This is a genomic window from Cellulomonas palmilytica (assembly GCF_021590045.1).
Lineage (GTDB): Bacteria > Actinomycetota > Actinomycetes > Actinomycetales > Cellulomonadaceae > Cellulomonas > Cellulomonas palmilytica.
This window is the reverse complement of sequence record NZ_CP062221.1, coordinates 2,224,573-2,240,308: the sequence shown is the minus strand read 5'-3', so window position 1 is coordinate 2,240,308 and position 15,736 is coordinate 2,224,573. Positions and strand designations below refer to the sequence as shown.

The window sequence follows — 15,736 nt, the reverse complement described above, 5'->3', positions numbered from 1 at the left end:
CGCGGGGCACGGTCCGCGCGCCGCGTCGTGACGTCCGTCATCAGCGCCCGCCGGCAGCGCCCTGCACCGTGCCGTCGGACAGCCGGATCCACCCGGTGCCCTCCGACGGGACCATCCCGAGAGCGCTCGCCGCCTTGGCGAGCTGGGACGGCGAGCCCTTGGCGTCGAGCGCCGCGGACAGGTCCTTGGCGTCCTGGTCCAGGCGGCCCAGCTCGATGCCCAGGTCGTACTTCTCGTACGAGTTCTTCGCCATCTGCGTGTTGAGCAGGAGCGCGCCGAGCAGGGCCGCGGCGAGCACGCCCATGCACACGAGCACGAACGGGACGCGCGTGCGGGCGTGCGAGGGCGCGCGCACGAGCCGCAGCCGCGGCGGCGCGGGCTGACGGGCGGGGGTCGGCGCCGTCGTCGTGCCGTACGGACGGGCCGGAGCGGGGTACGCGCGGGCTGCGCTGCTGGCGCTCATGCTGCCCTCCTCGGTGCGGGACGCAGGTGGTCCGGTGTGGTGCGCAGACGCTCTGCCGCGCGCAGCCGCACCGACTGCGAACGGGGGTTGCGGGCGAGCTCGGCCTCGTCGGCCTCCTCCGCTCCGCGGGTCACCAGCCGCAGGTACGGCTGGTGGGTGTCCGGGACCACGGGCAGGTCGGGCGGCGCGCTCACGGTCGCGCCGGCCGCGAACGTCTGCTTGACCATCCGGTCCTCGAGGGACTGATACGCCTCGACGACGATCCGGCCGCCGACCGCCAGGGCCTCGACGGACTCCGGCAGCGCCCGCGCCAGCGCGTCCAGCTCGTGGTTGACCTCGATGCGCAGCGCCTGGAACGTGCGCTTGGCCGGGTGGCCGCCGGTCGCGCGCGCCGCCGCGGGGATCGCGGACCGCACGAGGTCGACGAGCTCGCCCGTGCGCGCCAGCGGCGCGCTCGCACGTGCCCGCACGATCGCGCGGGCGATGCGCGGGGCGAACCGCTCCTCGCCGTACGTCCGCAGGACCCGCGCGAGGTCGCGCTCGTCGTACGTGTTGAGCACGTCCGCGGCCGTGAGGCCGGTCGTGGCGTCCATGCGCATGTCGAGCGGCGCGTCCTGCGCGTACGAGAAGCCGCGCTCGACCTCGTCGAGCTGCAGCGACGACACGCCCAGGTCCATGAGCACGCCCTGCACCGCCGGGATCCCGAGGTCGGCGAGCACGTCGCGGATCTCGTCGTACACCGCGTGCACGCCCGTGAACCGGTCGCCGAACGGCGCGAGCCGCTCGCTCGCGAGCGCGATCGCCTGCGTGTCCCGGTCGAGGCCGACGACCCGCACGTGCGGGAACCGGCGCAGCACGCCCTCGGTGTGCCCGCCCATGCCGAGCGTCGAGTCGACCATCACCGCGCCCTCGACCTCGAGCGCCGGCGCGAGCAGCTCCAGGCAACGCTCGAGCAGGACGGGCACGTGCCGCGAGGCGGCGCCGCGGTCGTCGGGGTTCTTCTGCTGGCCCACGGGCTCCTCCTCTCGGCTGGGTCGCGGTCGTCGTGGGTGTGCCGGTGCGTGGACCGGGTGCTCGGTGGTTGGTGGTCGGTCAGCCCCTCCGCCGTCCGACCAGATCCCCCACCGGCCCTCTGCCGCGGGGAAGTGCGGCAGAGCGGTCGGGAGGAGATCTCGTCGGGCGGGAGCCGGGCTGGTGTCACGACGGGTGTCACCACCGCCCCTGCGGGAAGACCTCCTCGGTCGCGTCGGCGTATCCGGCCTCCTGCTCGGCGAGGTACGTCTCCCACGCCTGCAGGTCCCAGATCTCGACGCGCGTGCCGGCGCCGATCACGGCGACGTCGCGGTCGAGACCCGCGTACTGGCGGAGCATCGGCGGGATCGACACACGGCCCTGCTTGTCGGGCAGCTCGTCGTTCGCGCCGGACAGGAACACGCGCAGGTAGTCGCGCGCCTGCTTGCTCGTCACGGGCGCCTGCCGCAGCTGGTCGTGGTAGCGGCGGAACTCGTCCAGCGGCAGCAGGAAGAGGCAGCGCTCCTGACCCCGTGTCATGACCAGTCCCTGCGCGAGCTGCGGCCGGAACTTGGCCGGGAGGATGAGCCGGCCCTTGTCGTCGAGGCGCGGTGTGTAGGTGCCCAGGAAGGGCATGCCGGAGCCCAGGACGCCGACCGTCTCATGCGACACCACGCCTCCCTCCGAGCCCTCGACGCGGCGGCGGGACGACCGCCCGGAGAGCACCCGCTCCCCGCCTCACCACGTGCCTCCACGGTACTCCACTTCCCTCCACGAGCACGTCGAAAATCGGGGGTTTCACCCTGGTGGAGCAGCGTTATCGCAGGTCAGAGCCGTGGTGAGAAGTGGAGGAGAATTTCCGACACGCGTCCTGTTTCGTTCCTGCACAGGCCCGTCACACGCGCTTCACGGGTACCTCGTACCGCTCTGTCCGGGTATGTCCACGCCGGCGCTCACGAGCCCGGGAGAACCCGTGGAGGGAAGTGGGGGGACCCGCACCCGGGTGGAAGTCGTCCGAGTCGTCCCGCGACGGGCGAGGCGCACCGTAGGCTCGGACCCGACCGCAAGGAGGCGCCCATGCTGCAGTCCGTTCCCTCGTCCGACGAGCTCACCGACCTCGTCGGCACGACCGACCGGATGCGTTCCGCCATCGAGCACGTCGTGACCGGACGGCCCGAGCTCGTCCGCACCACGCTCGCCGTGCTGCTCGCCGAAGGACACCTGCTCCTCGAGGACGTCCCCGGGGTGGGCAAGACCACCCTCGCGAAGGCCCTCGCCCGGACGATCGACTGCACCGTCGGGCGCATCCAGTTCACGCCCGACCTCATGCCGAGCGACCTCACGGGCGTCAACATCTTCCGGACGCAGACCAACGAGTTCGAGTTCCGGCCCGGCCCGGTGTTCGCGCACGTCGTCATCGGCGACGAGATCAACCGCGCGTCCCCCAAGACCCAGTCCGCGCTCCTCGAGTGCATGCAGGAGGGCCAGGCGACCGTCGACGGCCGCACCTACCGCCTGCCGCGGCCGTTCTTCGTCGTCGCGACGCAGAACCCCGTCGAGATGGAGGGCACGTACCCGCTGCCCGAGGCGCAGCGCGACCGGTTCATGGCCCGCCTGACCGTCGGCTACCCGAGCGTCGAGTCCGAGCTCGACATGCTCGACCTGCAGGAGACGTCCGACCCGCTCGCCGGGCTCAAGCCGGTCACCGACGCCGCGCACGTCGCACGCCTCATCGACGTCACACGCCGCCTGTACGCGTCGCCCGCCGTCAAGCGGTACGTCGTCGACCTCGTCGGCGCCACCCGCGAGGAGACCGGGCTACGCCTGGGCGCGTCCCCGCGCGCCGCGATCCAGCTGCTGCGCGCCGCCAAGGGCCTCGCCGCGATCGACGGCCGCGACCACGTGCTCCCCGACGACGTGCAGAAGCTCGCGTCCTCCGTGCTCGCGCACCGGCTCCTGCCGAGCACCGAGTCGCGGCTGTCGGGGCGCTCGACCGAGTCGATCGTCGAGAGCCTCGTCGCACGCGTGGCCGTGCCGACCGCCGACGTCGCGGGCGCGGGCGCGCGGCGCGCGCTCTGACATGCGGCTGCAGCCCACGCTGCGCGGCTGGGCGCTCGGGGCGACCGGTCTGGTCCTGCTCCTGCTCGGGATCGGCGCCGGCTCGCGCGACCTCGTGCGGATCGGCGCGGTCGCGCTCGTCGTCGTGGGGGCGGCCGCCGGTCTGGTCGCCTGGCTCGACGCCGGCGGCGCCCGGCGCCCGCTCGCGGTGCAGCGACGCGTCCTGCCCAACCCCGTGCACGCGGGCGAGCGCGTCGGGGTCGAGGTGCACATCACGTCGTCCGACCCGTCGGGACGCGCGCGCCTCGCGGGCCTGAAGTTCGCCGAGCAGGCCGCGACCGAGCTGTCCGCGGGCCGTCCGTTGCGTGCCCGCGTGCACCGCTCCCCCGGCTCGGTCGTCGTGTCCTACGGCGTGCAGACCGCGCGGCGCGGGCGGTGGCCGCTCGGACCGCTCGTCGTGACCCGGACCGACCTGTTCGGGACGGTCGCCAGCACGACCACGCTCGGCGAGCAGGCGGAGGTCACCGTCTGGCCCGCCGTCGTGCCGCTGCCGGCGCCGAGCGACGTGCTCGTCGGCGAGCCCGACCGCGTCGCGCTGGGCGCCCGGTCGCCGTCGACCGACGACGCGTCGCTGCGCGACTACCGCGAGGGCGACGACCTGCGCCGCGTGCACTGGCGCAGCAGCGCCCGCCGCGGTGAGCTCCTCGTGCGGTCCGACGAGCGCGCCGGCATGCGCCCCGTGTCCGTCCTGCTCGACCTGCCGTACCGCGGCCAGCACCTGGAGTGGACGATCTCGCTGGCCGCGTCCATCGCGCTCGCGATGCTCGACGCGGGCCACCCCGTGCGGCTGCTCGACGGCGTGGGCGCGCACAGCACCCTGACCGGCGTGCCGTTCCTGCACACGCGGCACGACGGCGCACGCGCCGCGCTGCTCGACCGCACGGTGGACCTCGACGCGCCCCGCACCGCCAACGACGCGCAGTCGCGGCTCGTCGCCGGGGCGCACCTGCTGGAGAGCACCGAGGCGGGCGGCGAGATCGTGCTCGGCGTGCTCGGCCCGCTGGGCGCCGGTGCGCGCACCGCGCTCGCGCACGTCGCCGACACCGCGCAGGGCTGGGCCGTCGTCCGCAGCGACCCGCAGCAGACGGGCGGTCAGCGCGACGCGCGGGCCACGGTCGACGCGCTGCACCGCGCGGGCTGGCGCGCGTGCGAGGCGACGCCCGGCGAGCCCCTGCTCGACTGCTGGCTCCGACTCCTCGGGAGCGCGCGATGAGCCCCCTGCACACGACACCGCCGCGCGGCTGGCGGGCCGTCGCCACCACCGCGCTGTGCGCGCTCGGGACGATCACGTCGCTGCACGCGCTCACCAACCTGCTCGGGACCGTGCCGTGGCGCACGCCCGTCGTCGTGCTCCTGCTCGTCACCGCCGCGGCGGTCGCGGTCGTGCGGTCCGTGACCCGCACCGTCTGGGTGCCGTCGGTCGTCGGGCTCGTCGTCGCGTTCGTCGCCGTCCTCCTGCGCTACGGCGCGCCGCCCGGCCGCCTGCAGCTCGTGCCCGACCTCTCGTCGTGGGAGCGCACGAGCGCGCTGTGGTCGCAGGGCGTGCACCTCGTCGAGGTCGCGGTCGTCCCCGTCGACGTCGTCCGACCGCTCGAGCTGCTGCTCGCGGTCGGCGCGGTGCTCGTGTTCCTCGCGGCAGACCTGCTGGCCGTCGGGCTCGCGATGCCCGCGCTCGCCGGCGTCGCGTTCGCCGCGATGTGGACCCCGACGATCGTGCTGGAGTTCCCCGGGCGTGGCTCGGCGATCTTCTGGACCGGCCTGGTCTACCTGCTCCTGCTCGCGCTCAGCGTCGCACCACAGGGCCAGCGCTCCGACGGCGCACGCCGCGCGGGGCTCGCGTCCGCGTCCGCGGTCGGCGTCGTCGTCGTCGCGCTCGTCGCCGGACCCGTGCTCGCCGCGCTGCCCGGGTGGTCCGCGTGGGGCCTGCCGAACTTCGGCTCCGGCACCGGCGGCCCCGTGGACCTCGCCGCCGACCTCGACGTCCGCGCGAGCCTGGGCGGCCGCACCGACCGCGCCGTCCTGCGCTACCAGGTGCACCGCCCCGGCGGGTCGGACGACGTCGTCGATCCCGGGTCCGGCCTGCCGGAGGTCGGCGACTCCGACGACCCGGCCCCGTCGCCGAGCGCGACCTCCGCACCCGCCGTCAACGCGAACTCCGTCGGCCCGCTGCGTGCCATGACGCTCCTGTCCTTCGACGGGCGCTCCTGGCACGCCGACCGCGACTCCGGCCAGTCCGTCGACGTCGGCACGCTCGCCGGCCTCCTGACCTCCGACGCGGACCGGATCGGCACCGAACCCGACGACCGGCGGGGCACGCTCGCCGTGGTCGACGTCGAGGTCGGGGTCCTCGAGGACGACCAGCTGCCGATCCCGGTGTTCCCCCGCACGCTCGCGATCGAGGGGCAGTGGCGCTACGACCCCGTCCGCGACCAGGTCGACGGGGTGGACGACACGTACGAGGGCCAGCAGTTCTCGATGGTCGTCGAGATCCCGTCCCTGACGGCCGACGACCTCGAGGACGCCCGCGTGGGCGACCCGGGCGACCCGCGCGCGCTCGAGGTCCCGACGAGCTCGCACGCCGACGACATCCGCGACCTGGCCGTCGAGCTCACCCGCGAGGCGAGCACGCCCTACCGGCAGGCGATGGCGCTGCAGTCGTACCTGCGCTCCTCGGCCAACTTCACCTACGACACGCGCGTGGCGCCCGCGCGGACCGACGACGCGGTGTGGGACTTCCTCGAGTCGCGTCAGGGCTACTGCGTGCAGTTCGCGACCGCGATGACCGTCATGGCCCGCTCGATCGGGATCCCCGCGCGCGTCGGCGTCGGCTTCCTGCCCGGCTCGAACGACAACGGGACGTACGTCGTCACCGGCCAGCAGTCGCACGCGTGGCCCGAGCTGTACTTCGAGGGGCACGGCTGGGTGCGGTTCGAGCCCACGCCCGCCGTGCAGACCGGCGCTCCGCCGCCGTGGAGCGACCCCCTCATCAACTCCGGCGGCGGCACGGGCCCCACGCAGGAGGCCCTGCCCACGCTCCAGCCGGGCGCCGCCCCGACCGGGCTGCCGACCTTCGCCCCGAGCACGAGCACCACGACGCAGGGCGACACGTGGGTGCCCGTGGCCGTGACCGTCTCCGTCGTGCTCCTGCTCGCGGCCCTGGTCGTCGTCCTCACGACGCGACGACGGGCGCGGGTGCTCGCCGACCTGACGCCCGAGCAGGCCTGGACGCGCCTGCGGCGCGCGCTCGCGCGCTTCGGCATCCGGTGGTCCGCCGCGACGACGCCCCGCTCCGCCGTGGCGTCCGTGCAGCGGCAGGTCGACGCGCTCGCCGGGCAGCCCCTCGACGACGACGCGGTCGCCGCGTTCCGCGAGCTCGTGCACGCGCTCGAGCTCGCGCGCTACGCACCGCAGCCGCCCACCACCACCCCGGGTGCCGCGGCCGCCTGCGTCGACCGCGTGCTGGTCGGCGTCCGCACGGCCGGCGTCACACGTTCCGGTGCGGTCGCGCACACGCTGCGTTCCCTGCCGGGCGCGGCCTGGGTCCGCGAGCGGCGGCTGCGACGCGCGCGGACCGCGCAGCACCCTGTGGAGCCCGCCGACACGCACGCCGGCTCGCACCGCTGACCGGCACGACGAAGCACCCGCGTCCCGGTCACGGGTGCAGGTGCTTCGTCCTGCTCGAGAGCTCACGCGCGGGGAGGGCGGGCGAGCCTGGCGGGGGCCGACCCCGGGGGTCGGCGGCGGGGAACGGTCCGGTCAGACGCCGCCGTGCTCGCCGCGACGACGGTCCCAGCGCTCCTCCATGCGGGCCATGAAGCCCTGCCCCTTCGGACGCCTCGGCGAGGGCTTGCGGCCCGATGCCTTGCGCACGGAGCCGTCGTCGGTGACGACCCCGGTCGGCCCGGACGGGCGGTGCGGGCGCGCGAACGCGTACGCGACCGCGGCGAACATGACGATGAACCCGAGCACGCCGAGGAGCGGCAGGCTCCCGGCAGCCCCGATGACGAGCAGCAGCAGCCCGAGGGCCGCGCCGATCCCGGCGACGACGTAGCGCCCCACGGCCCGTCGACCGCGCTGGGTGAGCGTGTTCGCCAGGCGCGGGTCGTCGGACGCGAGCTGGCGCTCCATCTGCTCCAGGACGCGCTGCTCGTACTCAGAGAGAGGCATCCCGACCCCCGATGGTCTGTGTCGACGAACGTGTCGGGTTCAGGATAGATCCGCCACCTGGAAGGTGGTAGTCGAGCGATCCGGCGACGGCGCGTCGAGCGCGGCTGCCGAGCGGATCGCGAGCGAGCCGAAGCGCTCCCGCACCACGTCCATCGCCCGCTCCGCGTCGCGCCTCGCCTCGCCGGGCCCCGCACCCTCCCCCGCGACGTCGTCGAGAGTCGGCTGGAGCACCGCCTCGGCCGCCGGGGACAACGACTCGACCCGGACACCCACGAGCCGCACCGGCAGTCCTCGCAGGTCGACGCCCGCCAGGAGCGTGCGCGCGGCCAGGTAGATCTCCCGGCCCACGTCCGTGGGGGTCGCGAGCGTGCGCGAGCGGGTGAGCGTGCGGAAGTCCGACGTGCGCACCTTCACCGTCACGGTCCGCGCGACGAGCGAGCGCTGGCGCAGGCGCCGCGCGCACCGGTCCGCGAGCTCGAGCGCCTTGGACTGCACGACGCCGAGGTCGTGCTCGTCCGTGACGAACGTCTCCTCCGAGCCGATCGACTTCTCCTCCCGGCCTGGCTGGACGGGGCGGGGGTCCCGGCCCCACGCGAGATCGTGCAGGTGCGCGCCCGCGACCTTGCCGATCGCGCGCTGCACGGTCGCGACGTCGCAGTCCGCGAGCTCGGCGACCGTCGTGATCCCCCACCGCGCGAGGGCCGCCTCGGTGCGCTCGCCGACCCCCCACAGCGCCCCGACCGGCAGCTCGCGCAGGAAGTCGACAGTCGCCGCCTTCGGCACGAGCAGGACGCCGTCGGGCTTGGCGTGGCCGGAGGCGAGCTTCGCGACGAACTTGGTCGCGGCGATCCCCACCGAGCACGTGATGCCGTAGCGCCGCTGCACCGTCTGACGGATGGCCGCCGCGATCTGGGTCGGCGGCCCGAGGCGACGCCGGGCGCCACCGACGTCGAGGAACGCCTCGTCGACGCTCACCTGCTCGACGAGTGCCGTGACGTCCGACAGCACCTCCATCACGCCGAGCGACACCTCGTGGTAGGCGCGGTGGTCGGGCGGCACCACGATCGCGTTCGGGCACAGCCGCAGCGCGGACGTCATCGGCATCGCCGAGTGGACCCCGTACGCACGCGCCTCGTACGTCGCGGCGAGCACCACGCCGCGCGCGGCACCGCCCACGATCACCGGACGGCCGCGCAGCTGGGGCCGCCGGGCGAGCTCGACGGACGCGAAGAACGCGTCCATGTCGACGTGCAGGATCGAGCAGCCGTCCTCGCTCGACCCCCAGTCGCGCCGGACGTGCGCCGCGCGCGGGCCGCGGCTCATGACGCCCGCACGGCGAGCATGCGGGGACCGGACCGGCGCTCGACGTCGACCTCCGCGTCCTCGGCGAGCACGAGCTCGCGCGCGGCGTCCACGAGGTCCTCCGCGGCGACCAGCGTGCGCTCCGCGCGGTCGTCGTCCACCAGGTCGAACCGTCCCGCGTCGACGGCCGAGCGCAGCGCCGCGCCGTCGGCGAAGAACTGCGCCAGCGACGCGAGCTCCGGGGCGACGCGGGTCAGCATCCCCCACACCGTCCGCGGCGCCCCGCGCCCCGACGGCGTGCCGCGGCGGGCGACGACGGCCGCACCGGCCCGCAGGCCGGCAAGGTGCGCGTGCCCGAACCGCTCCCACGGCTCGGACGAGTACTGGGCGGCGAGCAGCTCGGCGTCGGCGCGCGCCAGCAGCTCCTGAGCGCGACCGCTGTGCATCACCGCCATGCCCACCACCTCATCCTCTCGTCGCCGTACCACCAGTATCGAACGTCTGTTCGATCGTCGTCAACCCCGCCGCTCCGCCACCGACGTCGGACGCGTACGCGAGCGCCGGCCGCGGTCCGCCTAGAGTCGGCAGCATGCCCGACCGCGCACGACGCCCAGGCTCCCACCGACCACCCACACCCGGCGCCCTGCCCGGTCGCGGCCGGGGGCGCGCAGGATCGCGCGCGCTGCGCGAGACCTGGCCCGTCGGGCCGGTCGAGGTCCCCACGGGCACGGTGGAGGTCGTCCCGGACCCGGACCACGCCGCGGGGGCGACGCTGCTCGTCAACGGCGTGCCGAGCTCCTACGTCGACCTGGACGACCCCGGGGTGCTCGCGTTCGAGTACATGCAGCAGATGGCCCTCGTCGTCGACGCGCTGCGGCCCGGCGACCCCCTGGACGTCGTGCACCTCGGCGCCGCGGGCTGTGCGCTCGCGCGCGCGATCGACTGGACGCGGCCCGGGTCGCGCCAGGTCGCGGTCGAGCTCGACGCCCGCCTGCCGGAGCTCGTGCGCACGTGGTTCGGGCTGCCGCGCTCCCCTGCGCTGCGCATCCGCGCGGGCGACGCGCGCGCCCAGCTCGCGCAGCTGGCGGACGCGTCCGCCGACGTCGTCGTGCGCGACGTGTTCGCGGGCGACACCACACCCGCGCACGTCACGACGCTGGAGATGGTGCGCGACGTCGCCCGGGTGCTGCGTCCCGGCGGCGCCTATCTCGTGAACTGCGCCGACGGCGCCGCGCTGGCCCGGGCGCGCAGCGAGGCGGCGACGCTCGCCGAGGTGTTCGCCGACGTCGTCGCGATCGCCGAGCCCGCGCTGCTGCGCGGTCGCGGGTACGGCAACGTCGTGCTCGCGGCCAGCGACGACCCGGACCTGTTGGCGGTCGCCGGCCTGGCGCGGGCGGTGCGGAGCCTGCCCGCCCCGGCGCGGCTGCTGCGCGGCGACGAGCTGCGCGCGCTCGTCGGCGCCGCGCCGGTCCTGCGCGACCCCCCGCCGGACCCGCCGGCGGCAGCCTGAGCGCGGCCGAGCCGTCGCCCGTCAGGTCCCGCCGGACGACGAGCGGGGACGACGAAGAGCGGGGACGACGAAGAGCGGGGACGACGAAGGGGCCGCCCGCATGGGCGACCCCTTCGTGGACCGTGCGCGCGCCGACGGCGCGGGCAGGACTCAGAGCGGGCGGACCTGCTCGGCCTGCGGGCCCTTCTGGCCCTGCGTGATCTCGAACTCGACGCGCTGACCCTCCTCGAGGGAGCGGTAGCCCTGGGACTGGATCGCGGAGTAGTGGACGAAGACGTCGGCGCCGCCGCCGTCCTGGGCGATGAACCCGTAGCCCTTCTCAGCGTTGAACCACTTGACAGCACCCTGTGCCATGTCTTGCTTCCTTGTCGTTCCACTCGGTGACGCGTGCGGACCTGCTCCGCGCGCGTGCCGCAATGCCTCACGTCCTGCACCGGGTGGGCCAGCCTCGCGGCTGGTGGGACACCCGCTCCCGAGCCGGGGAGACCCCGGGGAGCGAGGGCACCGGTCAAGCGATCACGCCACTGCAACGGTGCGATCCTTGCATCGGGGGTGTGCGCTGCGCCACGGCTCACGCGGCTCGTTCGCCCCGATTCGACAACGATTGGGTAAACACCCGCGCCGTGCTGGGCCTAACGGGTGACCGCGGCGGTGCCGGACGGAGCCGGCACACGTGCCGACGGGGTGCCGGCACGGCCCGGGGGCGGCGTCAGTCGGTCGAACCGTCGCCCTGCTGCGCGAGGAACCGCTCGAACTCGGCGCCCAGCTCCTCGGCCGTCGGGATGTCGGTCGCCTGCGCGAGCAGGCTCGTGCGGCCGGCGCTGCGGCTGAACGCGTCGTACTGCTCCTCGAGCGCGGACACGAGCTGGCGCACCTCGTCGGACTGCTCGACCTGCCGCTCGATCTCGAGCGTCGCGTCGGTCGCCGCGCCCTCCAGCTCGCCGGTGCGCAGGTCGAGCCCGGTCGCGCGCTCGACGGCGCGCAGCCCCGCGATCGTCGCCTGCGGGTACTGCGACTGCGCGAGGTAGTGCGGCACGTGCACCGCGAACCCCATCGCGTCGTGCCCCGCCTCCCCGAGCCGGTACTCGAGCAGCGCGCCCGCGCTCGCCGGGACCTGCACGGTGCCGAACCACGACGGGTGGTCCGCGACGAGCTCGTCACGCGTCGCGTGCGCCGTGAGCGACACGGGGCGCGTGTGCGGCAGGCCCATCGGGATGCCGTGCAGCCCGATGGTCAGCGGGACGTCGAACCGCTCGACGAGCTGACGGACCGCGGCGACGTACCGCTCCCACTGGACATCCGGCTCGTGGCCGTGCAGGAGCAGGAACGGCACGCCCTCGGCGTCCCGCACCAGGTCGACGGCCAGCTCGGGCTCGGCATAGCTCGTCCAGGCGCTCGCGTCGAACGTCATCGTGGGGCGGCGCGAGCGGTAGTCGACGAGCTGGTCGGTGTCGAACGTCGCGAGGCGCGCGTGCGGCAGCTCCTCGATGAGGTGCTCGACCGCGAGCTGGCCGGTGGCGCCCGCGTCGACGAACCCGCGCACCGCGTGCACGAGCACGGGACCGGATCCCTGCGCCAGGGACCGGGCGCGGACCTCGGCCGCGACCGCCGGGTCGACCTCGTAGATCTCGCTGGGGTCCAGCATCGTCGTGGGTGCTCCTGTCGTGCCGTCGTCTCCCGGCCGTGGCCGGACGTCTGCGCACCTCAACGCGTACGCCCCGGCGAGGATTCCCGCCGGGGCGCACGACGACGACCGCTCCGCCGTCCGCGGGCGCGGCCGGTCGCGAGGTGGCGTCAGTGCTGCGGCAGCCGCACGACCTCGACGAAGAACTCGTCGATCTGACGGACGACGGTGATGAACGCGTCGAAGTCGACCGGCTTGGTCACGTACGCGTTCGCGTGCAGCGCGTAGGACCGCACGACGTCCTCCTCCGCCTCCGAGGTCGTGAGGACGACCACCGGGATCGACCGTAGCCGCTCGTCGGCCTTGAGCGCCTGCAGCACCTCGCGGCCGTCCATGCGCGGCAGGTTGAGGTCGAGCAGGACGAGGTCCGGCGTGGGCGCGTCGGCGTGCTCGCCCTCCTTGCGCAGGTACTCGAGCGCGCTGACGCCGTCGGCGACGACGGTCAGCGTGTTGCGGACCTTGTTGTGCTCGAACGCCTCCTTCGTCATCAGGACGTCGCCGGGATCGTCCTCGACGAGCAGGACGTCGATGGTCTTGCGAGGCATCAGGGTGCTCCGTTCGGCGCTGGTGCAGGGGTGGTCGTGCCGGGTGCTGCGTGCGGTTCCGTGGTCGTGGCGGCGTCGTCGGGCCGCGCGTGGGTGCGCTGCGGGAGCGTCCAGCACACGCGCGCCCCGACGCCCGAGGCGGGCTGGTCGATCCAGATCCGTCCGCCGTGGAACTCGACGATCTTCTTGCACAGGGCGAGCCCGATCCCGGTGCCCTCGTAGACGTCCTTGGCGTGCAGGCGCTGGAAGATGACGAACACGCGCTCGGCGTACTGCGGGTCGATGCCGATCCCGTCGTCCTCGCACGCGAGCTCCCAGCCCTCGTCGGTCTCGCGGGCGCTCACGTGCACGCGCGCGGGACGGTCCGGGTGGCGGAACTTCACGGCGTTCCCGACGAGGTTCGCGAACAGCTGCACGAGCAGGGGCTCCTCGCCGACGACGACCGGAAGCGGGTCGTGCGTGACGACCGCGCCCGCGTCCGCCACGGCCTCGGACTGCTGCTCGAGCGCCTGGGCGAGCGCGTCCTCGAGACCCACCTCGGCGAGCTCCTTGCCGACACGCCCCACGCGCGAGAAGCCGAGCAGGTCCTGGATGAGCCGCTGCATGCGCTTGGCACCGTCGACCGCGAACCCGATGTACTGGTCGGCGCGCTCGTCGAGCTGACCGCCGTAGCGCTTCTGCAGCAGCTGGGTGAAGCTCGCGACCTTGCGCAGGGGCTCCTGCAGGTCGTGCGACGCGACGTAGGCGAACTGCTCGAGGTCGCGGTTGGACCGACGCAGCTCCTCGGCCTGCGTCGCGAGCTGCGCGTGCGCGAGCTCGACCTCGCGGCGTGCCTCCCGGGTGCGCCCCATCTCGTCGACGAGCGTGGTGCGCATGTGCTCGACGTCGGCGGCGAGCGTGGCGACCTCCCCCGGGCCGCGCACGGTCACCGCGTGGTGCAGGTCGCCCGACGCGACGGCACGCACGTCGGCGCCGACGTGCTCGAGCGGTTCGAGCACCCAGCGGCGCAGCGCGACCCAGGTGCCGAGGCCCAGCACGACGACCGCTCCGACGAGCACGGGGACCACGACGCTCGCGACGCGCATCCAGGTGGTGAGCTCGTCCGCGACCTCGGCGCGCAGGCCGCGCAGCTCGTCGACGAACGCGACCGCGGCGGCACGCACCTCGTCGAACTGCGCGCGGCCCTGCTCGACCTGCGCGTCGTCGACGGACTGGGGCCCGTCCGCCTCGATCTGCGCGACGAGCGGCTCGGCGTAGTCGTCGTACCAGGCCTGCGCGAGGTCCTGCGCGTGCTGCGCGGCGGCCGTCATGCCGTCGTCCGCGCGCACGCCCGCGACGTCCCGGGCGACGTCGACGAACCCGATCGGACGGCCGCGCGCCGTGTCGTACGGGGCGAGGAACCGACGGTCGCCCGTGAGCGCGAACCCGCGCAGCCCGGTCTCGGCGTCGATGAGCGCGATGTACGCGTTGTCCGTCGCCGTGATCGCGTCGAACAGGTCCTGTGTCACGAGCTCCTGGCGCCGCACCTGCTGCGTGTACGCGACGGCGGCGAGCGTGACGACGAGCACGAGCAGCACGCCGACGAGCGCGAACCACCGCCGCAGACGCTCACGCAGCGTCCTCGCGTCGTGTGCGGGCGCCACGGCGGCGGAGTGCCTCACGCGTGCCACCCCACGACCACCACGGCGGCGTCGTCCACGAGGTCGCCACCGTGCAGCGCACGCACGCCCTCGATCACACGGTCGACGAGCACGGGCCCGTCGGGCTGCAGCGCGCACGCGGTGAGCGCCTCGTCGACCACGGCCACCAGCCCCAGCTTGCCGATCCGGTGGGGCGAGTCGGCGATCGTCGCCTCCATGAGCCCGTCCGTGTGCAGCAGGATCCCCCAGTCGTCGCCGAGCTCGAGCCGCAGCGGCTCCCACCCACCGCTCACGGGCACGCCGAGGGCGCGGCCGCGTGAGGCGGCGCTCACCATCGTGGTCGGCGGACCGAGCAGGAACGGCACCGGGTGCCCCGCGAGGTACACGTCGGCGGCCGTGCGGTCGGCATCGACCGCGACCATCGCGACCGTCGTGAAGATCTCGGGCGACGGACGCTCGGACTCCAGCACGCGCTCGAGGAGGCCGAGCACGTCCCGCGTGGGCACGTCGGCGAGCACGAGCGTGCGCCACGCGGTGCGCAGCGTGGCGCCGAGCGCGGCCTCGTCCGGCCCGTGCCCGCACACGTCGCCGACCATCGCGAGCACCGTGCCGTCGGGTCGCTGCACGGCGTCGTAGAAGTCGCCGCCGAGCACGCCGTCGCGCCCCGCGCGGTAGCCGACCGCGAGCTCGATCGTCCCGTCCTCGACCGCGGGACGCGGCAGCAGCGCCTGCTCCAGCCGCGTGGTCTCCTGCTCGCGCACCACGCTGCGGTACAGCGCACGGTCCGCGTCCTCGAGCCGGCGGCGCGCGATCGCGTACCGCACGGAGCGGGCGAGGCGCTCGCCGTCGACCTCGCTCTTGTCGAGGTAGTCCTGCGCGCCCGCGGCGACCGCGGCGACGCCCGCGAGCGCGTCCGCCAGCCCGGTGAGCACGACCACCGCGGGCGCGCCCGCGGCGAGCAGGCGGTCGAGCGCGGGCAGTCCGGCCGCGTCCGGCAGACCGAGGTCGAGCAGCACGCAGTCGACGTCGAGCATCGTGACCGCCTCGTCGAGCGTGCGGGCTCGCCGCAGGTCGACGTCGAGCCCCGCGTCGGCGAGGTGCTCGGCCGCGAGGACGAAGTCGCCCTCGTCGTCCTCCACCACGAGCAGGCGTGGCGGGGCGGGCTCGGCGTCCACGGGCGCGGCGTCGACCTCGATCACGGCTGTCTCCTTCCTCGGACCAAGCGCAGCGTACGGGCAGGTCGGCGACCGCGCAGGTCAGGGCGGCGGTCGCAGCGGCGGGTCCCGGCATGCGGGT

General features: G+C 74.7%; 15 protein-coding genes. 4 read left to right on the top strand and 11 right to left on the bottom strand.

Going from position 1 to position 15,736, the window contains the following annotated elements; all coding sequences use genetic code 11:
- Window positions 1-40: 40 nt before the first annotated feature.
- The 3 genes from F1D97_RS10200 to mraZ form a co-directional block, all read right to left on the bottom strand.
- Complete coding sequence (locus F1D97_RS10200; RefSeq protein WP_236120416.1) at window positions 41-463, bottom strand: hypothetical protein; 423 nt, start codon at window positions 461-463, stop codon at window positions 41-43.
- Complete coding sequence (gene rsmH / locus F1D97_RS10195) at window positions 460-1,476, bottom strand: 16S rRNA (cytosine(1402)-N(4))-methyltransferase RsmH (RefSeq protein ID WP_236120415.1); 1,017 nt, start codon at window positions 1,474-1,476, stop codon at window positions 460-462. The genes F1D97_RS10200 and rsmH overlap by 4 nt, the downstream gene beginning before the upstream one ends.
- A 196-nt stretch (window positions 1,477-1,672) precedes the next feature.
- Window positions 1,673-2,110, bottom strand: a complete 438-nt coding sequence (mraZ, locus tag F1D97_RS10190; protein ID WP_094182104.1) for a division/cell wall cluster transcriptional repressor MraZ — start codon at window positions 2,108-2,110, stop codon at window positions 1,673-1,675.
- 441 nt (window positions 2,111-2,551) lie between these two features.
- Here mraZ and F1D97_RS10185 point away from each other — a divergent pair, with 441 nt between their 5' ends.
- From F1D97_RS10185 to F1D97_RS10175, 3 genes are read left to right on the top strand one after another with little or no spacing between them, the layout of a single operon-like run.
- Entirely contained in the window at window positions 2,552-3,553 is a 1,002-nt protein-coding gene (locus F1D97_RS10185; RefSeq protein ID WP_236120414.1) for an AAA family ATPase, read from the top strand.
- A 1-nt stretch (window position 3,554) separates the two neighbouring features.
- Complete coding sequence (locus F1D97_RS10180; protein ID WP_236120413.1) at window positions 3,555-4,805, top strand: DUF58 domain-containing protein; 1,251 nt, start codon at window positions 3,555-3,557, stop codon at window positions 4,803-4,805.
- Window positions 4,802-7,216, top strand: a complete 2,415-nt coding sequence (locus F1D97_RS10175; RefSeq protein ID WP_236120412.1) for a transglutaminase TgpA family protein — start codon at window positions 4,802-4,804, stop codon at window positions 7,214-7,216. Before F1D97_RS10180 ends, F1D97_RS10175 begins: the two co-directional genes overlap by 4 nt.
- Window positions 7,217-7,348: 132 nt before the next feature.
- Here the strand turns inward: F1D97_RS10175 and F1D97_RS10170 are convergent, their stop codons facing one another.
- The 3 genes from F1D97_RS10170 to F1D97_RS10160 are packed head-to-tail and all read right to left on the bottom strand — an operon-like array spanning window position 7,349 to window position 9,516.
- Window positions 7,349-7,759, bottom strand: coding sequence for a DUF3040 domain-containing protein (locus tag F1D97_RS10170; RefSeq protein ID WP_236120411.1), 411 nt, complete (start codon window positions 7,757-7,759; stop codon window positions 7,349-7,351).
- Between the two features lie 39 nt (window positions 7,760-7,798).
- Complete coding sequence (locus tag F1D97_RS10165; protein ID WP_236120410.1) at window positions 7,799-9,082, bottom strand: DNA polymerase IV; 1,284 nt, start codon at window positions 9,080-9,082, stop codon at window positions 7,799-7,801.
- Window positions 9,079-9,516, bottom strand: coding sequence for an SAV_6107 family HEPN domain-containing protein (locus F1D97_RS10160; protein ID WP_236120409.1), 438 nt, complete (start codon window positions 9,514-9,516; stop codon window positions 9,079-9,081). The genes F1D97_RS10165 and F1D97_RS10160 overlap by 4 nt, the downstream gene beginning before the upstream one ends.
- Before the next feature lie 134 nt (window positions 9,517-9,650).
- Between F1D97_RS10160 and F1D97_RS10155 the strand changes: the two genes are divergently transcribed.
- Window positions 9,651-10,571, top strand: a complete 921-nt coding sequence (locus tag F1D97_RS10155; protein ID WP_236120408.1) for a spermidine synthase — start codon at window positions 9,651-9,653, stop codon at window positions 10,569-10,571.
- Between the two features lie 150 nt (window positions 10,572-10,721).
- On the opposite strand, the gene F1D97_RS10150 is transcribed toward F1D97_RS10155, so the two are convergent.
- The 5 genes from F1D97_RS10150 to F1D97_RS10130 all read right to left on the bottom strand — a co-directional run bounded on the left by F1D97_RS10150 (window position 10,722) and on the right by F1D97_RS10130 (window position 15,639).
- Entirely contained in the window at window positions 10,722-10,925 is a 204-nt protein-coding gene (locus F1D97_RS10150) for a cold-shock protein (protein WP_236120407.1), read from the bottom strand.
- 355 nt (window positions 10,926-11,280) lie between these two features.
- Window positions 11,281-12,216 (bottom strand): proteasome assembly chaperone family protein, encoded by a 936-nt coding sequence (locus tag F1D97_RS10145; protein WP_236120406.1) that lies wholly within the window; start codon window positions 12,214-12,216, stop codon window positions 11,281-11,283.
- Window positions 12,217-12,365: 149 nt separating this feature from the next.
- The gene (locus tag F1D97_RS10140) at window positions 12,366-12,800 is read right to left on the bottom strand and encodes a response regulator (protein WP_236120405.1); all 435 of its coding nucleotides are present in this window, start codon (window positions 12,798-12,800) and stop codon (window positions 12,366-12,368) included.
- The gene (locus tag F1D97_RS10135) at window positions 12,800-14,461 is read right to left on the bottom strand and encodes a sensor histidine kinase (protein ID WP_236120404.1); all 1,662 of its coding nucleotides are present in this window, start codon (window positions 14,459-14,461) and stop codon (window positions 12,800-12,802) included. The genes F1D97_RS10140 and F1D97_RS10135 overlap by 1 nt, the downstream gene beginning before the upstream one ends.
- Complete coding sequence (locus F1D97_RS10130; protein ID WP_236120403.1) at window positions 14,458-15,639, bottom strand: PP2C family protein-serine/threonine phosphatase; 1,182 nt, start codon at window positions 15,637-15,639, stop codon at window positions 14,458-14,460. Before F1D97_RS10130 ends, F1D97_RS10135 begins: the two co-directional genes overlap by 4 nt.
- Window positions 15,640-15,736 lie beyond the last annotated feature (97 nt).

Bases quoted from the DNA above. Each gene is read 5' to 3' on its own strand.
- F1D97_RS10200 (WP_236120416.1), bottom strand. From the start codon at position 463: ATGAGCGCCAGCAGCGCAGCCCGCGCGTACCCCGCTCCGGCCCGTCCG.
- mraZ (WP_094182104.1), bottom strand. From the start codon at position 2,110: ATGCCCTTCCTGGGCACCTACACACCGCGCCTCGACGACAAGGGCCGG.
- F1D97_RS10185 (WP_236120414.1), top strand. From the start codon at position 2,552: ATGCTGCAGTCCGTTCCCTCGTCCGACGAGCTCACCGACCTCGTCGGC.
- F1D97_RS10180 (WP_236120413.1), top strand. From the start codon at position 3,555: ATGCGGCTGCAGCCCACGCTGCGCGGCTGGGCGCTCGGGGCGACCGGT.
- F1D97_RS10175 (WP_236120412.1), top strand. From the start codon at position 4,802: ATGAGCCCCCTGCACACGACACCGCCGCGCGGCTGGCGGGCCGTCGCC.
- F1D97_RS10170 (WP_236120411.1), bottom strand. From the start codon at position 7,759: ATGCCTCTCTCTGAGTACGAGCAGCGCGTCCTGGAGCAGATGGAGCGC.
- F1D97_RS10165 (WP_236120410.1), bottom strand. From the start codon at position 9,082: ATGAGCCGCGGCCCGCGCGCGGCGCACGTCCGGCGCGACTGGGGGTCG.
- F1D97_RS10160 (WP_236120409.1), bottom strand. From the start codon at position 9,516: ATGGCGGTGATGCACAGCGGTCGCGCTCAGGAGCTGCTGGCGCGCGCC.
- F1D97_RS10155 (WP_236120408.1), top strand. From the start codon at position 9,651: ATGCCCGACCGCGCACGACGCCCAGGCTCCCACCGACCACCCACACCC.
- F1D97_RS10150 (WP_236120407.1), bottom strand. From the start codon at position 10,925: ATGGCACAGGGTGCTGTCAAGTGGTTCAACGCTGAGAAGGGCTACGGG.
- F1D97_RS10145 (WP_236120406.1), bottom strand. From the start codon at position 12,216: ATGCTGGACCCCAGCGAGATCTACGAGGTCGACCCGGCGGTCGCGGCC.
- F1D97_RS10140 (WP_236120405.1), bottom strand. From the start codon at position 12,800: ATGCCTCGCAAGACCATCGACGTCCTGCTCGTCGAGGACGATCCCGGC.